Below are 18952 nucleotides of genomic sequence, written 5' to 3'. Positions count from 1 at the left end.
CACCCGGACCCCCTCGCGCCTGAACTCCGCGCGCCGTCGGCTCCGGCCACCCCCTACCGACACGTCCGCACCGACACGTCCGCCCCGCCGACCGGCGGCGGTCGGCGGGGCGGACGGAGCGACGAGTCGTTACTTCTTCTTGGCCTTGGCCTTGGCCTTGCTGCCGCTGGAGGTGCCCAGCACGACCAGCCCGGCGATGATCGCGAACAGCACGATCGGCGTCGCGACGAACAGGCCCAGGGACTGGGCGACGCTGAGGCTGGCCCGCTCCTCGGTCGCGTTCCCGGTCGCGGCGAAAGCCGGCGACGACAGCAGCATCATCAGCGTGGCCGCCGCGGAGACCGCACCGGCGCGCATAGCGTTCCTCTTGTCCACGTTCCTCAAGGTACCGGCCCTTTACTGGGGGTCGCTCGGCGGGGTCGGCCTTCCGAGTTCAGCCGTCTCCGCCCGCCCGGACAGCCCCGTCCGCCGCTGGGCCCGCCAGGCCGCCAGCCCCTCGCGCAGCAGTCCGCCCAGCTCGGCGGCACCGGCCCCGGCGGCCAGTCGCTCCAGGGTGACGGGGGTCCCGGTGCCGTCCGCCACGGGCAGTCGCCAGTTGGGGTACTGGTCCCAGGTACCGGGCAGGTTCTGCGGCCGCGGGTCGCCGACCGTGTCGGGCAGCCAGAGGCCGACCAGCTCGGCGGGGGTGGCCAGCAGGAAGCGGTAGAGCGCGGCCGCGTCGAGTTCGGCGCCCCCGGTGAGCAGGCCGAGCCGGGTCAGCTCCGCCCGCCAGTCGGCCAGCTCGGCCGCCGCGGCCTGCTCCTCCTCGGCCAACGGTCTTGCCAGCAGCCCGAGTTGATGCCGCAGCTGGACGTGCTCGCCGGACAGCCGGGCGGCGGTGCTGGGCAGGTCGTGGGTGGTCAGGGTGGCCAGGCAACCGGGCCGCCAGTGCTCGGGCACCAGCGGCGCGCCCTTGAGCCCCTCCTTGCCGGTCCAGTCCCGCTCGAACCAGAGCACCGAGGTGCCCAGCACGCCGCGCGCCATCAGCTCCTCGCGCACCCCGGGCTCGACCGTGCCGAGGTCCTCGCCGATCACCGCGGTGCCGGCCCGGTGCGCCTCCAGCGCGAGGACGCCGAGCATCGCGGCGGCGTCGTAGCGGACGTAGGCGCCATCGGTGGGCGGGCGGCCCTCGGGCACCCACCAGAGCCGGAACAGGCCCATCACGTGGTCGATCCGGATCGCGCCCGCGTGCCGGGCGGCCGCGCGCAGCAGCTCGGCGTACGGGGCGTAGCCGGCGGCGGCCAGCGCGTCGGGGCGCCAGGGCGGCAGGCCCCAGTCCTGGCCGTGCGCGTTGAAGGCGTCCGGCGGGGCGCCGACCGAGATGCCGGCGGCCAGGTGGTCCTGCAGCACCCAGGCGTCGGCACCGTTCGGATGGGCGCCGATCGCCAGGTCGTGGATCAGGCCGAGCGCCATGCCGGCCGCTTCGGCGGCCCGCTGGGCACCGCCGAGCTGCTCGTCCAGCTGCCAGCAGAGCCAGCGGTGGAAGGCGACGGCCTCGGCCAGCTCGGCGCGGGCGGCGGCCACCTGCGGGGAGTCGGGGTGGCGCAGGCCGTGCGGCCAGTGCCGCCAGTCGCTGCCGTGCACCTCGGCCAGCGCGTTCCAGGTGGCGTACCGCTCCAGCCAGCGGCCCTCGCGCCGGACGTAGGCCTGGTAGGCGGCCTGGCGGCCCGGGCCGCGCGGGACGGCGTGCAGCAGCTGGAGCGCCGCGCGCTTGACGGCCCACACCGCGTCCCGGTCGATCAGGCCGTCGTGCGCCAGCACCTCGGCGCGCAGCCGGGCGCCGCGCTGCGCCAGCTCCGCCAGCCTGGCCTGGTCGGCCGGCTCGGCGTACGCGTACTCGGGCACCGCCTCGATCCGCAGGTGGACCGGGTCGGCGAAGCGCCGCGAGGAGGGACGGTAGGGCGAGGGGTCGGAGGGGACGGTGGGCAGCGCCGCGTGCAGCGGGTTGATCTGTACGAAGTCCGCGCCGAGCGCGTCACCCGACCACTGGACGAGTTCGGTCAGGTCGCCGAGGTCGCCCATGCCCCAGGAGCGTTCGGAGAGCACCGAGTAGAGCTGGGCCAGCAGGCCCCAGCCGCGCCCGGGCAGCGGGGCCAGCCGCTCGGGGGCCACGATCAGGGTGGCGGACTCGGCGCGCCCGGCCAGCTCCAGGTACAGGGTGTGGCGGCCGAGCGGCAGGTCGGCGGGCAGCCAGTGCGCCCGGGCCGGCGTCAGCTGCCAGTCGCCGCCGTCCTCCAGCGCGATCCGCAGCCGGGTGGCGGCGGGCACGTCCAGCGCGGTGCGGCGCCCGGCCCGCACCACCAGGCAGGGCGGCAGCAGCCGGGCGGCGACGGCGGCCCGGTGCGCGGCCAGCTCCTGCTCGACGGCCTGCGGGCTGCTCGCGTCGACACCCAGCGCGGCGAGCACGGCGATCAGGGTGGCGGCGCCGACCTGGACCGGCTCGCCCTCGCCGGGGTCGTAGCCGCTGTCCACGCCGTGCGCGTGGGCCAGGGCGATCAGCGCGGGGGCGGGGGTTTCCTCGCCCGCTTCCTCTCCGGCCTCCGCACTGGCCTCCCCGCCGGCCTCCGCACCGGCCCGCGCACCGGCCGGATGGCCCGGTACCGGCCCTGAGGGGGCGTCACTGCTCTCGTCATGGTGGTCGAGATAGGCGGCCAACACGGTCTCCCTGAGGTTCGAGGACAACTGCGCGGTGCGGTGCGGCGGCTGCGGCCTGGTGAGCGTCAGTCAGGCTCCACTCCTACCCGGCCCGCCCGGCGACCATCCGCAACGGCGCGCCGGAGGCGGTGGCGCGGCAGTGCGTCGAGCGCCGCGTTCTGAGCATGCGACACGCGCGACAAAATGGGATGGAACGGTCATCGGACCAGCTCGCGTTGACAGTGCACATGCCCAGCTGGTGGGCTGTGGCAGCGAGGGCTGGCATGTCGGTCGGGGGGCCGGGGGGCAGTCGTCGCACGCCCGTCGATCACCCCGTTCGGCCGATTGCCCCCGGTCGCGAGGAGGCCCCCGTGCAGACCCGTGTGTCCGCAGCCGCCGGGCGGCGATTGCGGCAGCAGCTCGAAGCCAGCCCGGTTCTGCGCGAGGTCCTGCAGCATCCCGCCGTCCATGTCACCCGTCGAGCCACCGCTCGCACCGCCCGTCTGGTCGCGCCGCGCACCGCGGACCGGCTGATCTCCGACCTGAAGGGCACCGAGCCGCTGCTCGCCGCCGTCCGGGCCGAGCGCGAGGCGCAGCCCACCGGACGCACCGTCAGCGGCACCGGGACGGCGCACCCCGAGGCGCTCTCGCACCGCCGGGCCGCCCTGCGGATCGCCGCCACCCTCTCGGCCGCCGCCGTGATCGGCGCGCTGGCCACCGCCGCCCCGGCCGGGGCGGCCGGCGCGCTGCCGTCCTCCTACACGGTCAGCAGCACTCCGGTGCGCACCCCGCTCGGCAGCCTGACCAACCCTCAGGTCTTCCCCCGGCCGCAGCAGCTCCAGCTGAGCGGCAAGCCGGTGACGGTGCCCGCCGACGTGACCCTGGTGGCCGGCGAACAGGCGGACCCGGGTGCGCTGGCTGCGGTGCGCGACGTGCTGATCGAGGCGGGCGCCACCAGCCTGGTCACCCCGCTGGCGGCCGCCCCCACCCCCGCGCCCGGCTCACTGGTGGTCTACGTCGGCGGCGCCGAGGAGCAGCCCGACCCGGCTGCCGCCCAGGTGCTGCAGACCCTTGGTGGCGGTGCCCCGGAGGGGCTGCCGGACGGCGGCTACGCGCTGGCGGCCGGTCAACTGCCCACCCCCGGCGGCAGCTACGGCGCGGTGGTGCTCGCCGGCGTGGACAGCACCGGCACCTTCTACGCCGCGCAGAGCCTGCGCCAGCTGCTCACCGCCGTCCCGGCCGGCCAGGGGCAGGGCCAGGGCGGCTACGGCTTCCCCGGTCTGACGATGCGTGACTGGCCCACCGGGGCGCCGGTGCGCGGCACCGCCGAGAGCTTCTACGGCACGCCGTGGACCACCACCCAGCGCCTCGACCTGATCGACTTCCTGGGCCGGACCAAGCAGAACTTCTACCTCTACTCCCCCGGTGACGACCCGTACCGCCAGGACCTGTGGCGCGACTCCTACCCCGCCCCGCAGCAGCGCGACCTGCGCACGCTGGCCGAGCGGGCCAAGGCCGACCACGTCACCCTCGGCTACGCGATCTCCCCCAGCCAGAACTTCTGCTACAGCTCGGACAAGGACGTGGACGCGCTGATCGCCAAGCTGTCGGCGATGCGCGACCTGGGCTTCGGCGCCTTCCAGCTGCAGTTCGACGACGTCAGTTACGACGAGTGGCACTGCTCGGACGACGAGGACACCTTCGGCACCGGACCGGCCGCCGCCGCCAAGGCGCAGGCCAGGCTGGCCGCGGCCGTGCAGCAGCGGCTGATCGACCAGCACCAGGACCTGGCCGCGCTCTCGGTCGTGCCGACCGAGTTCCACCAGCAGGGCAGCAGCCCCTACCGCACCGCGCTGGCCGCCGCGCTGCCGCGGGCCGTGCAGATCGCCTGGAGCGGGGTAGGGGTGATCCCGGGCAAGATCACGGCTGGTCAGACCACCGACACCGCCGTGCTCTTCGGCCACCCGCTGGTCACCATGGACAACTACCCGGTCAACGACTCGGCCCCCGACCGGCTCTTCCTCGGCCCCTACACCGGGCGCGACCCCGAGGTGGCCGCCCGCTCGGCGATGCTGCTGACCGCGGGCATGCAGCAGGCCGCCGCCTCGCAGCTGCCGCTGGCCACCGCCGGCGACTACGCCTGGAACCCGACCGGCTACCAGTCCGACGCCTCCTGGCAGTTCGCGCTGCGCGCGCTGGCCGCCGAGACCGTGCCCGGCAGCGCGACGGACGCCGGCACCGGCCCGGCGCCGGCCGCACTCACCGCGCTGGCGGGCAACAGCTCCTCCTCCCCGCTGTCCGCCCAGGAGTCCGGCTACCTGACCCCGCTGCTCGACGCGTTCTGGGCGGCCCTGCAGCCCAGCGGCGGCAGCACCGACCTGGCCCGGCTGCAGCAGGCCGCCGACCCGCTGCGGGCCGCCTTCACCACCATGGCCGGCGCCCTGGACGCGCTGCGCGGCACCGACAACCAGGCGGGCCCCGGCGCGGCCGGCAACACCCTGACCCAGGAGACCGGCCCGTGGCTGTCCCGGCTGGGCCTCTACGGGCAGGCCGGCCAGGCGGCGCTGGACATGCTGCTGGCGCAGCACCGCGGCGACGGCGCGGCGGCCTGGCAGGCCCGGGTCGAGCTGCGCGCGCTGCGCAGCCAACTCGCCCAGGGTGCGGTGACCGTGGGCGCCGGGGTGCTGGACCCCTTCCTGGACAGGGCCACCCAGGCCGCCGACACCTGGTCGGGGGTGAGCGGGGGCAGCCTGACGCCGACCAGCACCATGGGCAGCGCCAACGACCACCAGCCGGCGCTGATGACCGACTCCTCACCGGACACGTTCTACTGGAGCGCGGCCCCGCCGCAGCCCGGCGACGCGATCGGAGTGAGCCTGGGCGACGGGCGTCCGGTGGGCACGGTGACCATCACCATGGGCTCGGCCGACAGCACCGCCGCCGACGCCGACGCCACGGCCGACAGCGACACGGCGGCCGCGGTCGACGACTACCTGCACGACGGGGTGCTCGAGTACACCACCGGCGACGGCGTCTGGCACCAGCTGATGGCGGTGCACCAGCAGAAGACCGTCTCCGCCCAGGTGCCCGGCGGCGCGGTGGTCAAGGCGGTCCGGCTGCGCGCCACCAAGACGCAGCAGACGGCCGTCGCGGTGCGCGACTTCAGCGTGACCGCGCCGGGCTCCGCCCAGATGACCGTGGTCGGCGGGCCGCCCGCGGCGGCCGGCTCCTCGGCCTCCGACGTGCTGGACGGCGACCCGGACACCGCCTACCGGGCGGCGGCCGCGCCGACCGCGAGCGACGCACCGCTCACCGTCGAGCTGGGCGCGCTGCGCCCGCTGGACCGGCTCACCGTGCTGACCGACCCCACCGTGAACGCCACCGCCACCGTCGCGGTGCGCAAGGAGGACGGCAGCTGGACCGACCTCGGCACCCTGCACCCCGGCTACAACGAGCTGCCGGCCGGCGGCCGGCCGGCCGACGCGGTGCGGCTGACCTGGCAGCCGGGCGGCGCCGCGCCGGTGGTCAACCAGATCGTGCCCTGGTACGCGGACACCCCGGTGGCCCGCCTCTCGCTGGCCGACCAGTCGCTCGACGTTATCGCCGGGGCGCCGTCGCCCGCGCAGACCCAGGCCGTGGTGGACGCGCTGCGCCCGGACGGCGCCACCGGCGAGATCCGGGCCGCGGCGCCGGGCGGGGTGGCCGGCCTGACCGTCTCCCCCGCGCCCGCGGCCGGCCAGCCGGGCACGCCGGTCAGCGTGCCGCGCGGCGGGCGGGCCGGCACCCCGGTGCAGATCACCGCGGCGGCCACCACGCCGCCGGGGACCTACCAGGTGCCGGTGGACTTCGTGGCGGGCTCGGTGACGATCGAGCAGACCCTGACGGTGCACGTGGTCCCGCCGACCGGCGGCCCGGACCTGGCGCCGACCGCGACGGCGAGCTCCTCGGGCGACGAGACGTCCAAGTTCCCGGCCTCGGCGGTGAACGACAGCGACCCGGCCACCCGGTGGTCCTCTCCCGCCGCGGACAACGCCTGGGTGCAGCTGAAGCTGCCGCAGGCCACCCATCTGGGCGAGGCGGTGCTGCACTGGCAGGACGCCTACGCCAGCGCCTACCAGCTGCAGAGTTCGCAGGACGGGGTCACCTGGACCACGGTGGCCACCGTCACCAGTGGCCGGGGCGGCACCGAGACGGTCCGGTTCGACGCACCGGGCGCGGTGTACCTGCGGATGCAGGGGGTCAGCCGGGCCACCAAGTACGGGTACTCGCTGTACGGGATCGAGCTGTACGCGGTCACCGACCAGGCCGGCGGCACCGGGACGGCGCCGTCGGCGCCCCCGGTGGGCGTGCCGGTGCCGACCTCGACGCCCAGCGGGGTGCCGAGCGCGCCGCCGGCACCGGGCGGCGGGCTGCCGACGCCCCCGGTGACGGTGCCCACGCCGTCCACCACCTCGCCCGCGCCGTCCACAGCACCGACCCCGACGCCGAGCTCGCCGGTCAGCGGGTCGCCGGCACCGACGCCGAGCGGCTCCCCGGCACCGGGCACGACCCCCTCGCCGAGCCCGAGCGGGACGGCGCCGGGGCCGGGGCCGCACTGATCGGACGGCGGCGAGGGTGAGGTGGCGGTCTCCCCCCGTGCGGGGGAGACCGCCACCGGCGTGAGCGGGGCGGCTCGCCCCTGGGGGCGAGGGCCCGCTGCTGGTCCTGGCCGGCACCCTGGCGATGGCGGCCTCGCTCGACCTGATGCCGGTGGGCGGCGCGGTCTACGCCCTCGCGCTGTCCCCGCTGCGCCGGCGGCTCTGAGCCCCGTTCAAGGGCGGCCACTGCCCGGCCCCGTGCCGGCGGGCGCTCCCAGGACAGCGGCGGGCCGGTGACGCGCTCACAGATGCGCGCCACCGGCCCATGAGGCACCGTTCGGCCCTCGCTGGTCAGGCGGTGAGCGCCTCCGGTTGCTCACCGCGGTGGACGGGACGGGACCGGCCCAGCGGAACCGGTGCTCCCGCGTGATCGGTATGGTCGTGGTGCTCGAAGTCACGGAACTGGTCCGTGCCGCCGTACGGCTCCAGGTAGGGCCGCCAGCGCGGGTCCCTGATCCCGGTTCCGATGATGCGCCAGGCCAGCCCGCTGGGCGGGGCCGGTGGTCGCTTCATCCGCCACCCGAGCTCGGTCAGGTGGCGATCGGCCTTCGTGTGGTTGCAGCGGCGGCAGGCCGCCACCACGTTGTCCCAGCGGTGCTGCCCGCCGCGGCTGCGCGGGATCACGTGGTCGACGCTGGTAGCGGCGGCCCCGCAGTAGACGCAGCGCCCGTGGTCCCGGGCGAACAGAGCGCGGCGGGTGAGCGGGACGGGTCCGCAGAACGGCACCCGGACGAACCGGGTGAGCCGGACCACGGAGGGCGCCGTAACGGCGCTGGTGGCGCTGTGCAGAGTGACACCCGAGTCCTCCAGGCTGACTGCCTTGTGGTTGAGGACGAGGATGAGGGCGCGGCGCGTCGATACGACACCGAGTGGCTCGTAGGACGCGTTGAGGACCAGGACATGCGGCACGGATGCCTCCTTGGACGCCTGCGGCGCGTGGCTCGCGCCGGGACGAGCGGATGACCGCGCATCGCTGCGCGATCACCCCCAGTGTCGCCTTACGACTTTGTACGGCGCCACCACTACCGGGTAACGGCCCGAAGAGGCTTCGGTCATCGCCGGTCGTACTGATCTCTATGCCCAAGCGTGCGGCGCGCCGCACTCGAACGGTCCGCCCGGCGCCGCTGAGCGGCCTACGAAGATCACCCGCCGGGATCGGCCGGCCGCCCGGGTGGTCGGCGGGAGCGGAAATCGGGGGCTCGCCCGGGCGCTAGGCTGAGGCGCACGGTCCGCGCGGGCGGCGTGTCCCGCGGCGGCCGATCGTGTGTCCGTCTGCAGGAAGGTTCCACCGTGAGCTGGTCCGGTCTCCCGGCCCTTCTCTCCGCGGCCCCCAGTCCGCCCGCCGAAGCGCCCGCCCTGCGGCTGCCCACCAGTGCGAGCGAGGTGTCCGACAGCACCCGGCAGGCCGCCTCCTGGCTCGACACCAACTGGCAGAACTGGGTCGAGGGCGCGGTTCGGATCGTCATCATCGTGGTGCTCGCGCTGCTGCTGAGAGCCGCGGTGCGCAAGCTGATCTCGCAGTTCATACACCGTATGACCCGCGAGCCGCAGGGTGACGAGGAGTCGCCCAGCCGGCTGGGCGGACTGCTCGTCAACACCGAGCGGCGCCAGCAGCGCTCGGCCGCGATCGGTTCGGTGCTGCGCAGCGTGGCCTCGTTCACCATCATGGGCACCGCCGCGCTGATGGTCCTCTCGGCGCTCGGCATGGACCTCGCACCGCTGCTGGCCAGCGCGGGTGTGGCCGGTGTGGCGATCGGTTTCGGCGCCCGCAACCTGGTGACGGACTTCCTCTCCGGGGTCTTCATGATCATGGAGGACCAGTACGGCGTCGGGGACGAGATCGACACCGGCGTGGCCACCGGCACCGTGCTGGAGGTCGGCCTGCGGGTGACCAAGCTGCGCGGCGCGAACGGCGAGATCTGGTACATCCGCAACGGCGAGGTGAAGCGGATCGCCAACATGAGCCAGGGCTGGTCGACCGCCACGGTGGACGTCCAGGTGGGCTATCGGGAGCCGCTCGACCGGGTGACGGAGCTGATCCTGCAGACCGCCGAGCGGTTCGCCAAGGAGGCGCCCTGGGACGAGGTGCTCTGGGACCCGGTGGAGGTGCTGGGCGTGGAGTCGGTGGCCTCCGACACCGTGGTGCTGCGGGTGCAGGCCAGGACCATGCCGGGCAAGGCGGTCCTGGTCACCCGGGGTCTGCGCCAGCGGCTCAAGACCGCCTTCGACGAGGCCGGCATCAAGCTGAAGGAGGAGGCCGCCGCGTCGGTCCCCGCACCGGCCTCCCCGGCGGACGCGCTGCCGCCCTCCGCGCTGGCCGACCCGGCCTCGGCCCGGTCCCTGGCCGCCCGGCCGATACCGCCGCCCACGCCGGAGGAGCAGCAGGCCTTCGGCAAGCTGCCCTAGCGGACTTCTGCGCCCAGCAGCCCCGCGACCCGCCCGGGTCGCGGGGCTGCTGCGTTCTGCGCCCTGCCCCGCGGGCATCCGAAGCGGTGGCATCCAAAGTCGGATGAGTCGTCCAAATGATTGACAGCCAGGGAGGAACTGTTAGTAAAGTTTCCAATCAACGGGAGCGCCACCACCCCCGCTCCGACCACGGCCGATGGAGGAGGATCAAGCTCGTGACCGACACCACCAGCACCCCCCGCCCCGGCACTCCCAGCCGACTGCGAGCCATCAACGACCGGGCGGCGCTCGACCTCCTGCTTGAGCACGGCCCCCTCTCCCGCACCCGGATCGGGGCCCTGACCGGGCTCTCCAAGCCCACCGCCTCCCAGCTGCTGGCCCGCCTGGAGGCGGCCCGGCTGGTCGTCCCGGTGGGCACCAGCGCGGGCGGCCCCGGGCCCAACGCGCAGCTGTACCAGCTCAATCCGGCCGCCGGGTACGTGGCGGGGCTGGATGTGACCACCAGCCACATCCGCTTCGCGGTGGCCGACATCACCGGTGCCACCCTGGCCGAGCACCTGCTGCCCACCCCCGGACGGCAGGCCACCGGCACCGTCGCCCGGGTCGCCGAGGGCCTGGCCGAGACGGTGCACCGGGCCGGACTCCGGCCGGGCTGCCTGAGCGAGATCGCGATCGGCACCCCCGGCGCCCTCGACCCGGCCACCGGCAAGCTGCGCTACGCCGCCCACCTGCCCGGCTGGCACTCCCCCCGGCTGGCTGAGGAGCTGCGTTCGGCCCTCGGCGCGCCGGTGGCGATCGAGAACGACGTCAACCTCGCCGCCGTGGCCGAGCGGGTGCTCGGCTCGGCCCGCGGCTGCGCGGACTTCGTGCTGCTCTGGGCCGAGGAGGGCATCGGCGCCGCGATCACCATCGGCGGCCGGCTGCACCGCGGCTTCACCGGCGGCGCCGGTGAGGTCGGCTACATGCCGGTGCCCGGCGCGCCGGTGGTCCGCAACGTCCGCCGGGAGAACTCCGGCGGCTTCCAGGAACTGGCCGGAGCCAACGCGGTACTGGCGCTGGCCAAGCGGTACAAGCTGTCCGGCCGCACGGCCGAGGCGGCGATCGCCCGCGCCCTCGCCACCCCCGGCGCGGGCGAGGAGTTCCTGGCCGACCTGGCCAACCGGCTGGCCACCGGCCTGGCGGCGATCGTCGCGGTGGTCGACCCCGAGCTCGTCGTGCTCTGCGGCGGGATCCCGACCGCGGGCGGCGAGACGCTGCGCGAGCTCGTCCAGGAGGAGCTCACCGGCCTGGCGGTACCGCGCCCCAGGCTGCTCAGCAGTACGGTGCCGGGCTCGCCGGTGCTGCACGGAGCGCTGCAGCTCGCCCTGACCGCCGCACGGGAGAGGGCCTTCACCACCGCCTGATCCGCCACCGATGCGCCACCGATCCGCCGCTCGACTCACCGTCATGTCCGATATCCGCGTACCCGCACTGCCTCCCCCCTTCCCCCGCCGGGGCGACGGGCGATGCCGCCCGCCCCCGTACTCCCAGGAGGACGCGTGTCCCAGATCCGCACCCACCGGCTCGCCGCCGCGGTGGCCCTCGGCGCGAGCGTCGCGCTGCTGGCCACCGGCTGCACCGGCACCGACTCCACCGGCACGGACCAGTCGGCCAACGGCAAGGACGTCACCATCACGTTCTGGCACGGCTGGAGCCAGGACAACGAGACCAAGGCGATCAACGCCAACATCGCCGCCTTCGAGCAGCTGCACCCGAACATCCACGTCAAGGTGGTCGCCAACGTCTCCGACGACAAGAGCGAGCAGGCGCTGCGGGCCGGCGGTCCCGACGCCCCCGACGTGGTCTCCTCGTTCACCACCGACAACGTCGGCAAGTTCTGCGACTCCAAGATCTGGATCGACCTCAACCCGCTGCTCAAGCAGGACAACATCGACCCGGCGACCACCTTCCCGGCGCAGATGCTCAAGTACAGCCAGTTCCAGGGCGATCAGTGCTCGCTGCCGCTGCTCGGCGACGCCTACGGGCTCTACTACAACAAGAAGGCCTTCGCCGCCGCCGGCATCACCGCGCCGCCCAGGACGCTGAGCGAGTTCGACGCCGACGCCGTGAAGCTGACCGTCCCCAGCGGCGACGGCTACCAGCAGCTGGGCTTCATGCCCGACTACCACGGCTACGAGTCCTCCCCCGCGCACTACCTGGGCCAGTGGGGCACCAGCTACTTCGGCCCGGACGGCAAGGCGGACCTGGCCACCGACCCGACGGTGGCCGACATGCTCACCTGGCAGCGGAACCTGGTGAACAAGCTGGGCGGCTACGACAAGCTGGAGAAGTTCCGCACCACCTTCGGCGACGAGTTCAGCGCCAAGAACCCGTTCGAGACCGGCCAGGTGGCGATGGCGATCGACGGCGAGTGGCGGACCCAGTCGATAGCCGACGACAGCGCCACCGTCGACTGGGCCACCGCGCCCTTCCCGGTGCCCGACGCGCAGGCGGCCGACTACGGTCGCGGCTACCTGACCGGCACCATCGTCGGCATCGCCCGCACCAGCCAGAAGCAGGCCGCCGCCTGGCAGTTGGTGAAGTACCTGACCACCGACACGGACGCGGTGGTGAGCTTCGCCAACGCGATCCACAACGTGCCCAGCACCATCGCCGCGCTCAACTCGCCGAAGCTGAACACCGATCCGAACTTCAAGACCTTCCTGGACGTGGCCCGCAACCCCAACTCCTCGACCACGCCCGCCAGTATCAACGGCGGCGCCTACCAGGTGAGCCTGCAGAACCTCGCCTACGACGTGGAGAGCGGCAAGAAGACCGATCTGTCGGCCGGCCTCACGGCCACCGACAAGGAGATCGACGACGCCGTGGCCCAGGCGAAGTGATCCCCCGATGGCACTGACCGACTCCTCGCCGCTCACCCTCCCCCCGCCCGCCCTCGCCCCGGCCGCCGCGCTGCGCCGCAAGCACCGCCGCGAGGCCTGGCGCACGCTGGCCTTCCTGTCCCCCTGGCTGATCGGTTTCGGCTTCTTCTTCGCCTATCCGCTGATCTCCACCGTGTACTTCTCCTTCATGAAGTACGACGGCTTCACCGCCCCCGTCTTCACCGGCCTGAAGAACTGGAACTACGTCCTGGGCCACTACCCCTTCTTCTGGCAGGGCCTGGGCAACACGCTCTGGCTGGTGGTGGTGATGGTGTCGCTGCGGGTGGTCTTCGGCCTGGGCATCGGCCTGCTGATCACCAAGGTGAAGAGCGGCGCCGGCTTCTTCCGCACCGCCTTCTACCTGCCCTATCTGGCCCCGCCGGTGGCCGCCACGATCGCCTTCGCGTTCCTGCTCAACCCGGGCACCGGGCCGGTGAACCACGCGCTGAGCCGGCTCGGCCTGCCGCAGCCGGGCTGGTTCAACGACCCCAGCTGGTCCAAGCCGGCCCTGACCCTGCTGGCCCTGTGGGGCATCGGCGACCTGATGGTGATCTTCCTGGCCGCGCTCCTGGACGTTCCCCAGGAGCAGTACGAGGCAGCCGAGTTGGACGGCGCCGGGGCCTGGCAGAAGTTCCGCTTCGTCACCGTCCCGCACATCTCGCCGATCGTGGTCTTCGCGGTGGTGACCGGCGTGATCCAGACCATGCAGTACTACACCCAGGCCATCGTGGCCGGGAAGGTCGCCAGCGGCGTGATCGGCGGCTCCGGCGAGCAGTTCGAGCCCGGCTACCCGCGCGGCTCCACCTGGACGCTGCCGCAGATGGTCTACAACCTCGGCTTCCAGCGCTTCGACACCGGCTCGGCCTGTGTGGTGGCCCTGATCCTCTTCGCCATCTCGATGGCCTTCACCAGTCTGTTGCTGCGCCGTCGGGCCGGCTTCGTGACCAGCGAGGACTGACCCATGGCCGTGACCTCCTCCCCCAGCCTGGGCCGGCCGCTCGACGCGCCCGCCCGCACCACCGCGCACCGCGCCGCCCGCCGCCGCGCCGCCCTGCACTGGGTGGCCGTGCACACCACCGCGATCGCCGCCGCGCTCTTCTTCCTGCTGCCCTTCCTCTTCGTCTTCCTCACCTCGGTGATGTCGGACCGCCAGGCGCTGACCACCGACTACTGGCCGCAGCACTGGGACTGGGGCAACTACGTCAAGGTGTGGCAGACCCCGGGCTTCCTGACCTGGTGGCGCAACACCCTGGTGTACGCGGTCGCCGGGACCGTGCTGACCGTGGTCTCCAGCCTGCCGGTCGCCTACGCGCTGGCCCGCTTCCGGTTCCGCGGCCGCAACCTGGCGCTGATGGCGGTCATCTCGATGATGATGCTGCCGCCCCAGGTGACGGTCATCCCGATGTACCTGTTCTGGGCCAAGCAGATGCACCTGACCGGCACGCTCTGGCCGCTGATCATCCCGATGGCCTTCGGCGACGCCTTCACCATCTTCCTGCTGCGGCAGTTCCTGCTGACCATCCCCAGGGAGTACACCGAGGCGGCCCGGGTGGACGGCTGCGGGGAGCTGCGGACCCTGCTGCGGGTGATCCTGCCGATGGCCCGCCCGGCGGTCGCGGCCGTCGCGCTGTTCCAGTTCTTCTACTGCTGGAACGACTACTTCGGGCCGCAGATCTACTCGAGCGAGAACCCCGGCGCCTGGACGCTCTCCTACGGCCTGGAGTCCTTCAAGGGCGCGCACCACACCAACTGGAACCTGACCATGGCGGCCACCCTGCTGATCATGGCGCCCGTCATCGTTCTCTTCTTCTTCGCTCAGAAGGCCTTCATCGAAGGCGTCACTCTCACAGGGGTCAAGGGCTGATATGTCTCTCAAACTCGCCATCGTCGGCGGCGGTTCCACCTACACGCCCGAACTCATCGACGGCTTCGCCCGGTTGCGCGACCGGCTGCCGATCGGCGAGCTGGTGCTGATCGACCCGGCCGCCGAGCGGCTGGAGCTGATCGGCGGCCTGGCCCGGCGGATCTTCGCCAAGCAGGGCCACCCGGGCACCATCACCACCACCCAGGACCTGGACGCCGGGGTGGCCGACGCGGACGCCGTCCTGCTGCAGCTGCGGGTCGGCGGGCAGGCGGCCCGGGGCGAGGACGAGACCTGGCCGCTGGAGTGCGGCTGCGTGGGCCAGGAGACCACCGGCGCGGGCGGGTTGGCCAAGGCGCTGCGCACCGTGCCGGTGGTGCTGTCGATCGCCGAGAAGGTGCGCCGGGCCAACCCGGCGGCCTGGATCGTCGACTTCACCAACCCGGTGGGCATCGTCACCCGGGCGCTGCTGGACGCCGGCCACAAGGCGGTGGGCCTGTGCAACGTGGCGATCGGGTTCCAGCGCAAGTTCGCCGCCCACCTGGACGTGGCACCGGAGTTGATCCGCCTGGACCACGTCGGGCTGAACCACCTGACCTGGGAGCGCGGCGTCACGCTGCTGGACGCCCCCGGCGCGGCGGGCGGACGCGAGGTGCTGCCGGAGCTGCTCGGCGGCTTCGGCCCGCAGATCGCCGAGGACCTGCTGCTGCCGCTGCCGGTGATCCAGCGGCTCGGCGTGGTGCCCTCGTACTACCTGCGCTACTTCTACCAGCACGACGAGGTGGTCCGGGAGTTGCGCGAGAAGGGCTCGCGGGCCGGCCAGGTGGCCGCGATCGAGCGCGAGCTGCTGACCATGTACGCCGACCCGGCGCTGGACGCCAAGCCCGAGCTGCTCGGCAAGCGCGGCGGCGCCTTCTACTCGGAGGCCGCGGTGCAGCTGCTCGCGGCGCTGCTCGGGACCGGTGGCGCGGCGCACGACGTGCAGGTGGTCAACACCCGCAACGACGGGATCCTGCCCTTCCTGCCGGACGACGCGGTGATCGAGGTACCCGCCGAGGTCGGCGCGGGCGGCGTGACCGCGCTGCCGCAGCGCCCGGTGGAGCCGCTCTACCGGGGCCTGATCGCGGCCGTCACCGCCTACGAGGAACTGGCCCTGGCCGCGGCCCTGAAGGGCGGCCGGGACCGGGTCTTCGACGCCCTGCTGGCGCACCCGCTGATCGGCCAGCTGGACCTGGCCGAGCAGCTGACGGACCGCCTGCTGGCCCACAACGGCCAGTACCTGGATTGGGCCTAGCCACTCCGCCGCCACCTCTCACCCAGCCCCGGCCCGACCGGCCGGGGCTCCACGCACGAGCCCGGGGGCCCGATGGACCACCACCAGCTGGAACCAGACCTGACCGCTGCCGAGGGCGCCGAGGGGGCAGGCCCACTGGCCGTGCTCGCGATCGACGCCGGCAACAGCAAGACCGACGTCGCCTTCGTGGCCGCGGACGGCCGGCTGCTCGGCACCGCCCGGGGCGGCGGCTTCGCCCCGCAGCTGACCGGGCCCGAGGCGGCCGTCGCCGCGCTCGCCCCGCTGGTCGCGGCGGCGGCCGAGCAGGCCGGACCGGCGCTCGCCCCCGGGGCGCCGGTCCAGCACCTCCAGGCCTGCCTGGCCAACGCCGATCTCCCCATCGAGGAGGAGCGGTTGGAGCGGGCGCTGGCCGCGCACGGCTGGGGCCGCACGGTCGCCGTCGCCAACGACACCTTCGGGCTGCTGCGGGCCGGCACCGACAGCCCGCGCGGGGTGGCCGTGGTCTGCGGCGCCGGGATCAACTGCGTGGGCCTGCTGCCCGACGGCCGCACCGCGCGCTTCCCGGCGCTCGGCCAGCTGACCGGCGACTGGGGCGGCGGCGGCGGGCTGGCCGCCGAGGCGATGTGGCACGCGACCAGGGCCGAGGACGGCCGCGGGCCCGCCACCGCGCTGGCCGGCGCGATCGCCGCGCACTTCGCGCTGCCCGGCGCCAATGCGGTGGCGGCCGCGATGCATCTGGGCGAGCTGGCCCGGGAGCGGCTGCACGAGGTCGCCCCGCTGATCTTCGACTGCGCCGCCGCGGGGGACGCCGCCGCCCTGGCACTGATCGACCGGCAGGCCGAGGAGATCAGCCGGCTGGCCTGGGTCGCGCTCGGCCGCCTTGAGCTGCTCGACGAACCCACCCCGCTGGTGCTCGGCGGCGGGGTGCTGGCGGCCGGGCACCCGCTGCTGCTGGACAACCTGACCCAGCGGCTGCACACCCTCACCCCGTGGGCGCAGCCGCGCATCGTCACCGCGCCGCCGGTGCTGGGCGCGGCACTGCTCGGCCTGGACCGGCTGGCAGCCGACGGCCTGGGCGGCGGTCCCCGCGCCCAGCAACGGCTGCGCGAGGCGTACGGCAGCCCGGCGGCGATCGCGGCCTGAGGCCGGGGCCGGGGCCGGTGCCGGGGCCGGGGCCGGGGCCGGTGCAGACCTCAACCGGCGGCGCCGGGCGGCACGTTGGGCATCAGCACTGCCGGTGCGTCGGCCACCGGCTCCGCGCCCGCCACCAGTGCTGTGGCAGCCACCGGCGCTGTGCCCGCCGCCGGCACTGTGCCCGCCGCAGGCTCGTCGCGCACCGTGAGGGTGCGCACCGCCCGGCTGGTCAGCGCCGCGCCGGTGGCCAGCGCGATCAGCGCGGCGGCGACCAGCAGGGTGGTGCGCTCGCCGAACCGGTGGGCCAGCGGTCCCACCGCCATCTCGCCCAGCGGCAGCGCCAGGAAGGAGCCGAGCGCGTCGATCGAGTAGACCCGCGCCAGCCGGTCCGCGGGGACGTTCTGCTGGAGCGAGAGGTCCCAGGCCACGCCGAACAGTTCGAGGGCGAAGCCGGAGACGAACATGACCGCGCAGAGCACCGCCGCCCCCGGGCGCTGGGCCAGCGCCAGCACGGTCACGGCGTCCGCGCCGACCAGGCCCACCCCGAGCGCCAGCGCCCGCCGCACCCGCAGCCGGGTCGCCAGCAGTCCGGCCACCACCGCCCCGGCCATCTGGACGGCCAGCACCACGCCCCAGGCCGTGCGCCCGATGGTGGCCTGCGCGATGCCCGGGCCGATCACCTGGACCGCGCCGGAGTAGGCCGCGTTGACCACCAGGAACTGCAGCACCACCACCCAGACCCACCGGCGCGAGATGAACTCGCGCCAGCCATCCCGTAGTTCGACCAGCGCGCGGACCTTCTCCCGGTCCGCGCCGGACTCGGCGGCGGCCTGCCGGACCAGCAGATAGCAGCCGCCCGCCGCCGCCAGCGCCGCCGCATCCACCGCCAGCGCCCAGCCGGCACCGGCCGTGGCGGCCAGCAGTCCACCGAGCGAACTACCCATGATCATGCCGAGGTTGACCCCCAACCGGGCCACCGCATTGGCCTGGCGCAGCTCGCCGGCGGGCACCGTCTGCGGCAGCAGGGCAGCGGCGGCGGGCAGCGAGAGCGCGGCGAGCACGCCGTTGGCCAGGCTCAGCACCACCAGCAGCGGCAGCGAGGCCCAGTGCAGCAGCAGACTGACCGCCAACACGCCCTGGACCGCGGCGGATCCCAGCGCCGAGCCCTGCAGCAGCACCGCCCGCCGCACCCGGTCGGCGAGCACCCCGCCGAAGAGCAGCGCCAGCACGTTGGCCAGTGAGCGCGCCCCGACCACCAGGCCCAGGTCGGTCACCGACCCGGTCAGATCGAGCACCGCGAACGAAAGGGCCACCGGTGCCATGGAGTTGGCCAGCACGGTGACGGCCCGCCCGGCGGTCAGCCAGCGGAACGGGCGGTGCCGCAGCACGGCGGTCGCGGCGCTCATATCCCCTCCGCCATCGGCTCCGCCATCCTCTCCGCCATACCCTCCGCCGCCGGCTCCCCCGCCGTCCCGCCGCCGGCCGCCATCTGGAAGAGCACCATGGTGGCGCCCACCCGTACCGTGCCCGGCGCGTGCGGCGGCCGGGCCGCCTCGTGCAGCAAGCTGCCCAGCTCGTCGGCCAGTTGGGCGGCCCGGCGCCACACCTCGGGGGCCACCCACAGCTCGGCGTCGGTCAGCGCCCCGGGCGCCCCGGCCACTCGCGACCGGGACCGCCGGCGCAGCTCGTCCGCCAGCGCAGCCGTGAGCAGCTGGAACTCGTCGCCGGTGGTCGCGTCGACCGTGGTGCCGCTGTCCGGGTCGTGCCGGTAGCGCTTGGCCCGTCCGCCGCGCACCAGCACCTCGCCGGCCGGCTCCAGCAGCCCTGCCGCGTGCAGGCGGCGCAGGTGGTAGCTGACGTTGGCCTGCGTCTCGCCCAGTTCCCGGGCCGCCTCGGCCGCGCTCATCGGCTGGCCGGTGAGCAGCGAGAGCAGTCGCAGGCGCAGCGGGTGGGCAAGCGCCCGCAAGCCGTCGGCGGGGCCGCGCGCGATGTCGTCGTCCGTCATGGCGGCCATCATGCGGGCAGC

The 18952-nt window shown here is 74.3% G+C and carries 13 protein-coding genes; 8 read left to right on the top strand and 5 right to left on the bottom strand.

The window, feature by feature from the left end:
• Nucleotides 1-129 precede the first annotated feature (129 nt).
• Nucleotides 130-375 carry a hypothetical protein gene (locus tag ACFZB9_RS14295; RefSeq protein WP_391446907.1) on the bottom strand — a complete coding sequence of 82 codons (246 nt, stop codon included), beginning with the start codon at nucleotides 373-375 and terminating at the stop codon, nucleotides 130-132.
• 21 nt (nucleotides 376-396) lie between these two features.
• On the bottom strand, nucleotides 397-2538 hold the full coding sequence (malQ, locus tag ACFZB9_RS14290; protein ID WP_391447383.1) for a 4-alpha-glucanotransferase: 2142 nt from the start codon (nucleotides 2536-2538) through the stop codon (nucleotides 397-399).
• A 506-nt stretch (nucleotides 2539-3044) separates the two neighbouring features.
• Between malQ and ACFZB9_RS14285 the strand changes: the two genes are divergently transcribed.
• Nucleotides 3045-7271: a beta-N-acetylglucosaminidase domain-containing protein gene (locus ACFZB9_RS14285; protein ID WP_391446905.1), complete on the top strand. Its 4227-nt coding sequence runs from the start codon at nucleotides 3045-3047 to the stop codon at nucleotides 7269-7271.
• Nucleotides 7272-7601: 330 nt separating this feature from the next.
• On the opposite strand, the gene ACFZB9_RS14280 is transcribed toward ACFZB9_RS14285, so the two are convergent.
• Entirely contained in the window at nucleotides 7602-8219 is a 618-nt protein-coding gene (locus ACFZB9_RS14280; protein WP_391446904.1) for an HNH endonuclease, read from the bottom strand.
• Between the two features lie 381 nt (nucleotides 8220-8600).
• Between ACFZB9_RS14280 and ACFZB9_RS14275 the strand changes: the two genes are divergently transcribed.
• The 7 genes from ACFZB9_RS14275 (at nucleotide 8601) to ACFZB9_RS14245 (ending at nucleotide 16935) form a co-directional block, all read left to right on the top strand.
• Entirely contained in the window at nucleotides 8601-9716 is a 1116-nt protein-coding gene (locus ACFZB9_RS14275) for a mechanosensitive ion channel family protein (RefSeq protein WP_391446903.1), read from the top strand.
• 215 nt (nucleotides 9717-9931) lie between these two features.
• A complete protein-coding gene (locus ACFZB9_RS14270) occupies nucleotides 9932-11119 on the top strand; it encodes an ROK family protein (RefSeq protein WP_391446902.1) in 1188 nt (395 codons plus the stop codon).
• Between the two features lie 102 nt (nucleotides 11120-11221).
• Entirely contained in the window at nucleotides 11222-12598 is a 1377-nt protein-coding gene (locus ACFZB9_RS14265) for an extracellular solute-binding protein (protein WP_391446901.1), read from the top strand.
• Between the two features lie 7 nt (nucleotides 12599-12605).
• Nucleotides 12606-13595 (top strand): carbohydrate ABC transporter permease, encoded by a 990-nt coding sequence (locus tag ACFZB9_RS14260; protein WP_391446899.1) that lies wholly within the window; start codon nucleotides 12606-12608, stop codon nucleotides 13593-13595.
• Between the two features lie 3 nt (nucleotides 13596-13598).
• Nucleotides 13599-14501 (top strand): carbohydrate ABC transporter permease, encoded by a 903-nt coding sequence (locus tag ACFZB9_RS14255; RefSeq protein ID WP_391446897.1) that lies wholly within the window; start codon nucleotides 13599-13601, stop codon nucleotides 14499-14501.
• Nucleotide 14502: 1 nt separating this feature from the next.
• Nucleotides 14503-15792, top strand: a complete 1290-nt coding sequence (locus tag ACFZB9_RS14250) for a 6-phospho-beta-glucosidase (protein ID WP_391446896.1) — start codon at nucleotides 14503-14505, stop codon at nucleotides 15790-15792.
• Nucleotides 15793-15864: 72 nt separating this feature from the next.
• Entirely contained in the window at nucleotides 15865-16935 is a 1071-nt protein-coding gene (locus ACFZB9_RS14245) for an N-acetylglucosamine kinase (RefSeq protein WP_391446895.1), read from the top strand.
• A 50-nt stretch (nucleotides 16936-16985) separates the two neighbouring features.
• Here the strand turns inward: ACFZB9_RS14245 and ACFZB9_RS14240 are convergent, their stop codons facing one another.
• The gene (locus ACFZB9_RS14240) at nucleotides 16986-18332 is read right to left on the bottom strand and encodes an MFS transporter (protein WP_391446894.1); all 1347 of its coding nucleotides are present in this window, start codon (nucleotides 18330-18332) and stop codon (nucleotides 16986-16988) included.
• A complete protein-coding gene (locus tag ACFZB9_RS14235) occupies nucleotides 18329-18931 on the bottom strand; it encodes an ArsR/SmtB family transcription factor (protein ID WP_391446893.1) in 603 nt (200 codons plus the stop codon). The genes ACFZB9_RS14240 and ACFZB9_RS14235 overlap by 4 nt, the downstream gene beginning before the upstream one ends.
• Between the last annotated feature and the right edge of the window lie 21 nt (nucleotides 18932-18952).

Origin of the sequence: Kitasatospora sp. NPDC008050 (assembly GCF_042957465.1) — a bacterium.
Taxonomy (GTDB): Bacteria; Actinomycetota; Actinomycetes; order Streptomycetales; family Streptomycetaceae; genus Kitasatospora.
This window is presented reverse-complemented; position numbering and strand designations above follow the sequence as displayed.

What these genes read in the sequence shown, in the direction of transcription:
- ACFZB9_RS14240 (WP_391446894.1), bottom strand. Translation starts at nt 18,332, where the DNA reads ATGAGCGCCGCGACCGCCGTGCTGCGGCACCGCCCGTTCCGCTGGCTG.
- ACFZB9_RS14250 (WP_391446896.1), top strand. Translation starts at nt 14,503, where the DNA reads ATGTCTCTCAAACTCGCCATCGTCGGCGGCGGTTCCACCTACACGCCC.
- ACFZB9_RS14265 (WP_391446901.1), top strand. Translation starts at nt 11,222, where the DNA reads ATGCCGCCCGCCCCCGTACTCCCAGGAGGACGCGTGTCCCAGATCCGC.
- ACFZB9_RS14235 (WP_391446893.1), bottom strand. Translation starts at nt 18,931, where the DNA reads ATGACGGACGACGACATCGCGCGCGGCCCCGCCGACGGCTTGCGGGCG.
- ACFZB9_RS14255 (WP_391446897.1), top strand. Translation starts at nt 13,599, where the DNA reads ATGGCCGTGACCTCCTCCCCCAGCCTGGGCCGGCCGCTCGACGCGCCC.
- ACFZB9_RS14245 (WP_391446895.1), top strand. Translation starts at nt 15,865, where the DNA reads ATGGACCACCACCAGCTGGAACCAGACCTGACCGCTGCCGAGGGCGCC.
- ACFZB9_RS14260 (WP_391446899.1), top strand. Translation starts at nt 12,606, where the DNA reads ATGGCACTGACCGACTCCTCGCCGCTCACCCTCCCCCCGCCCGCCCTC.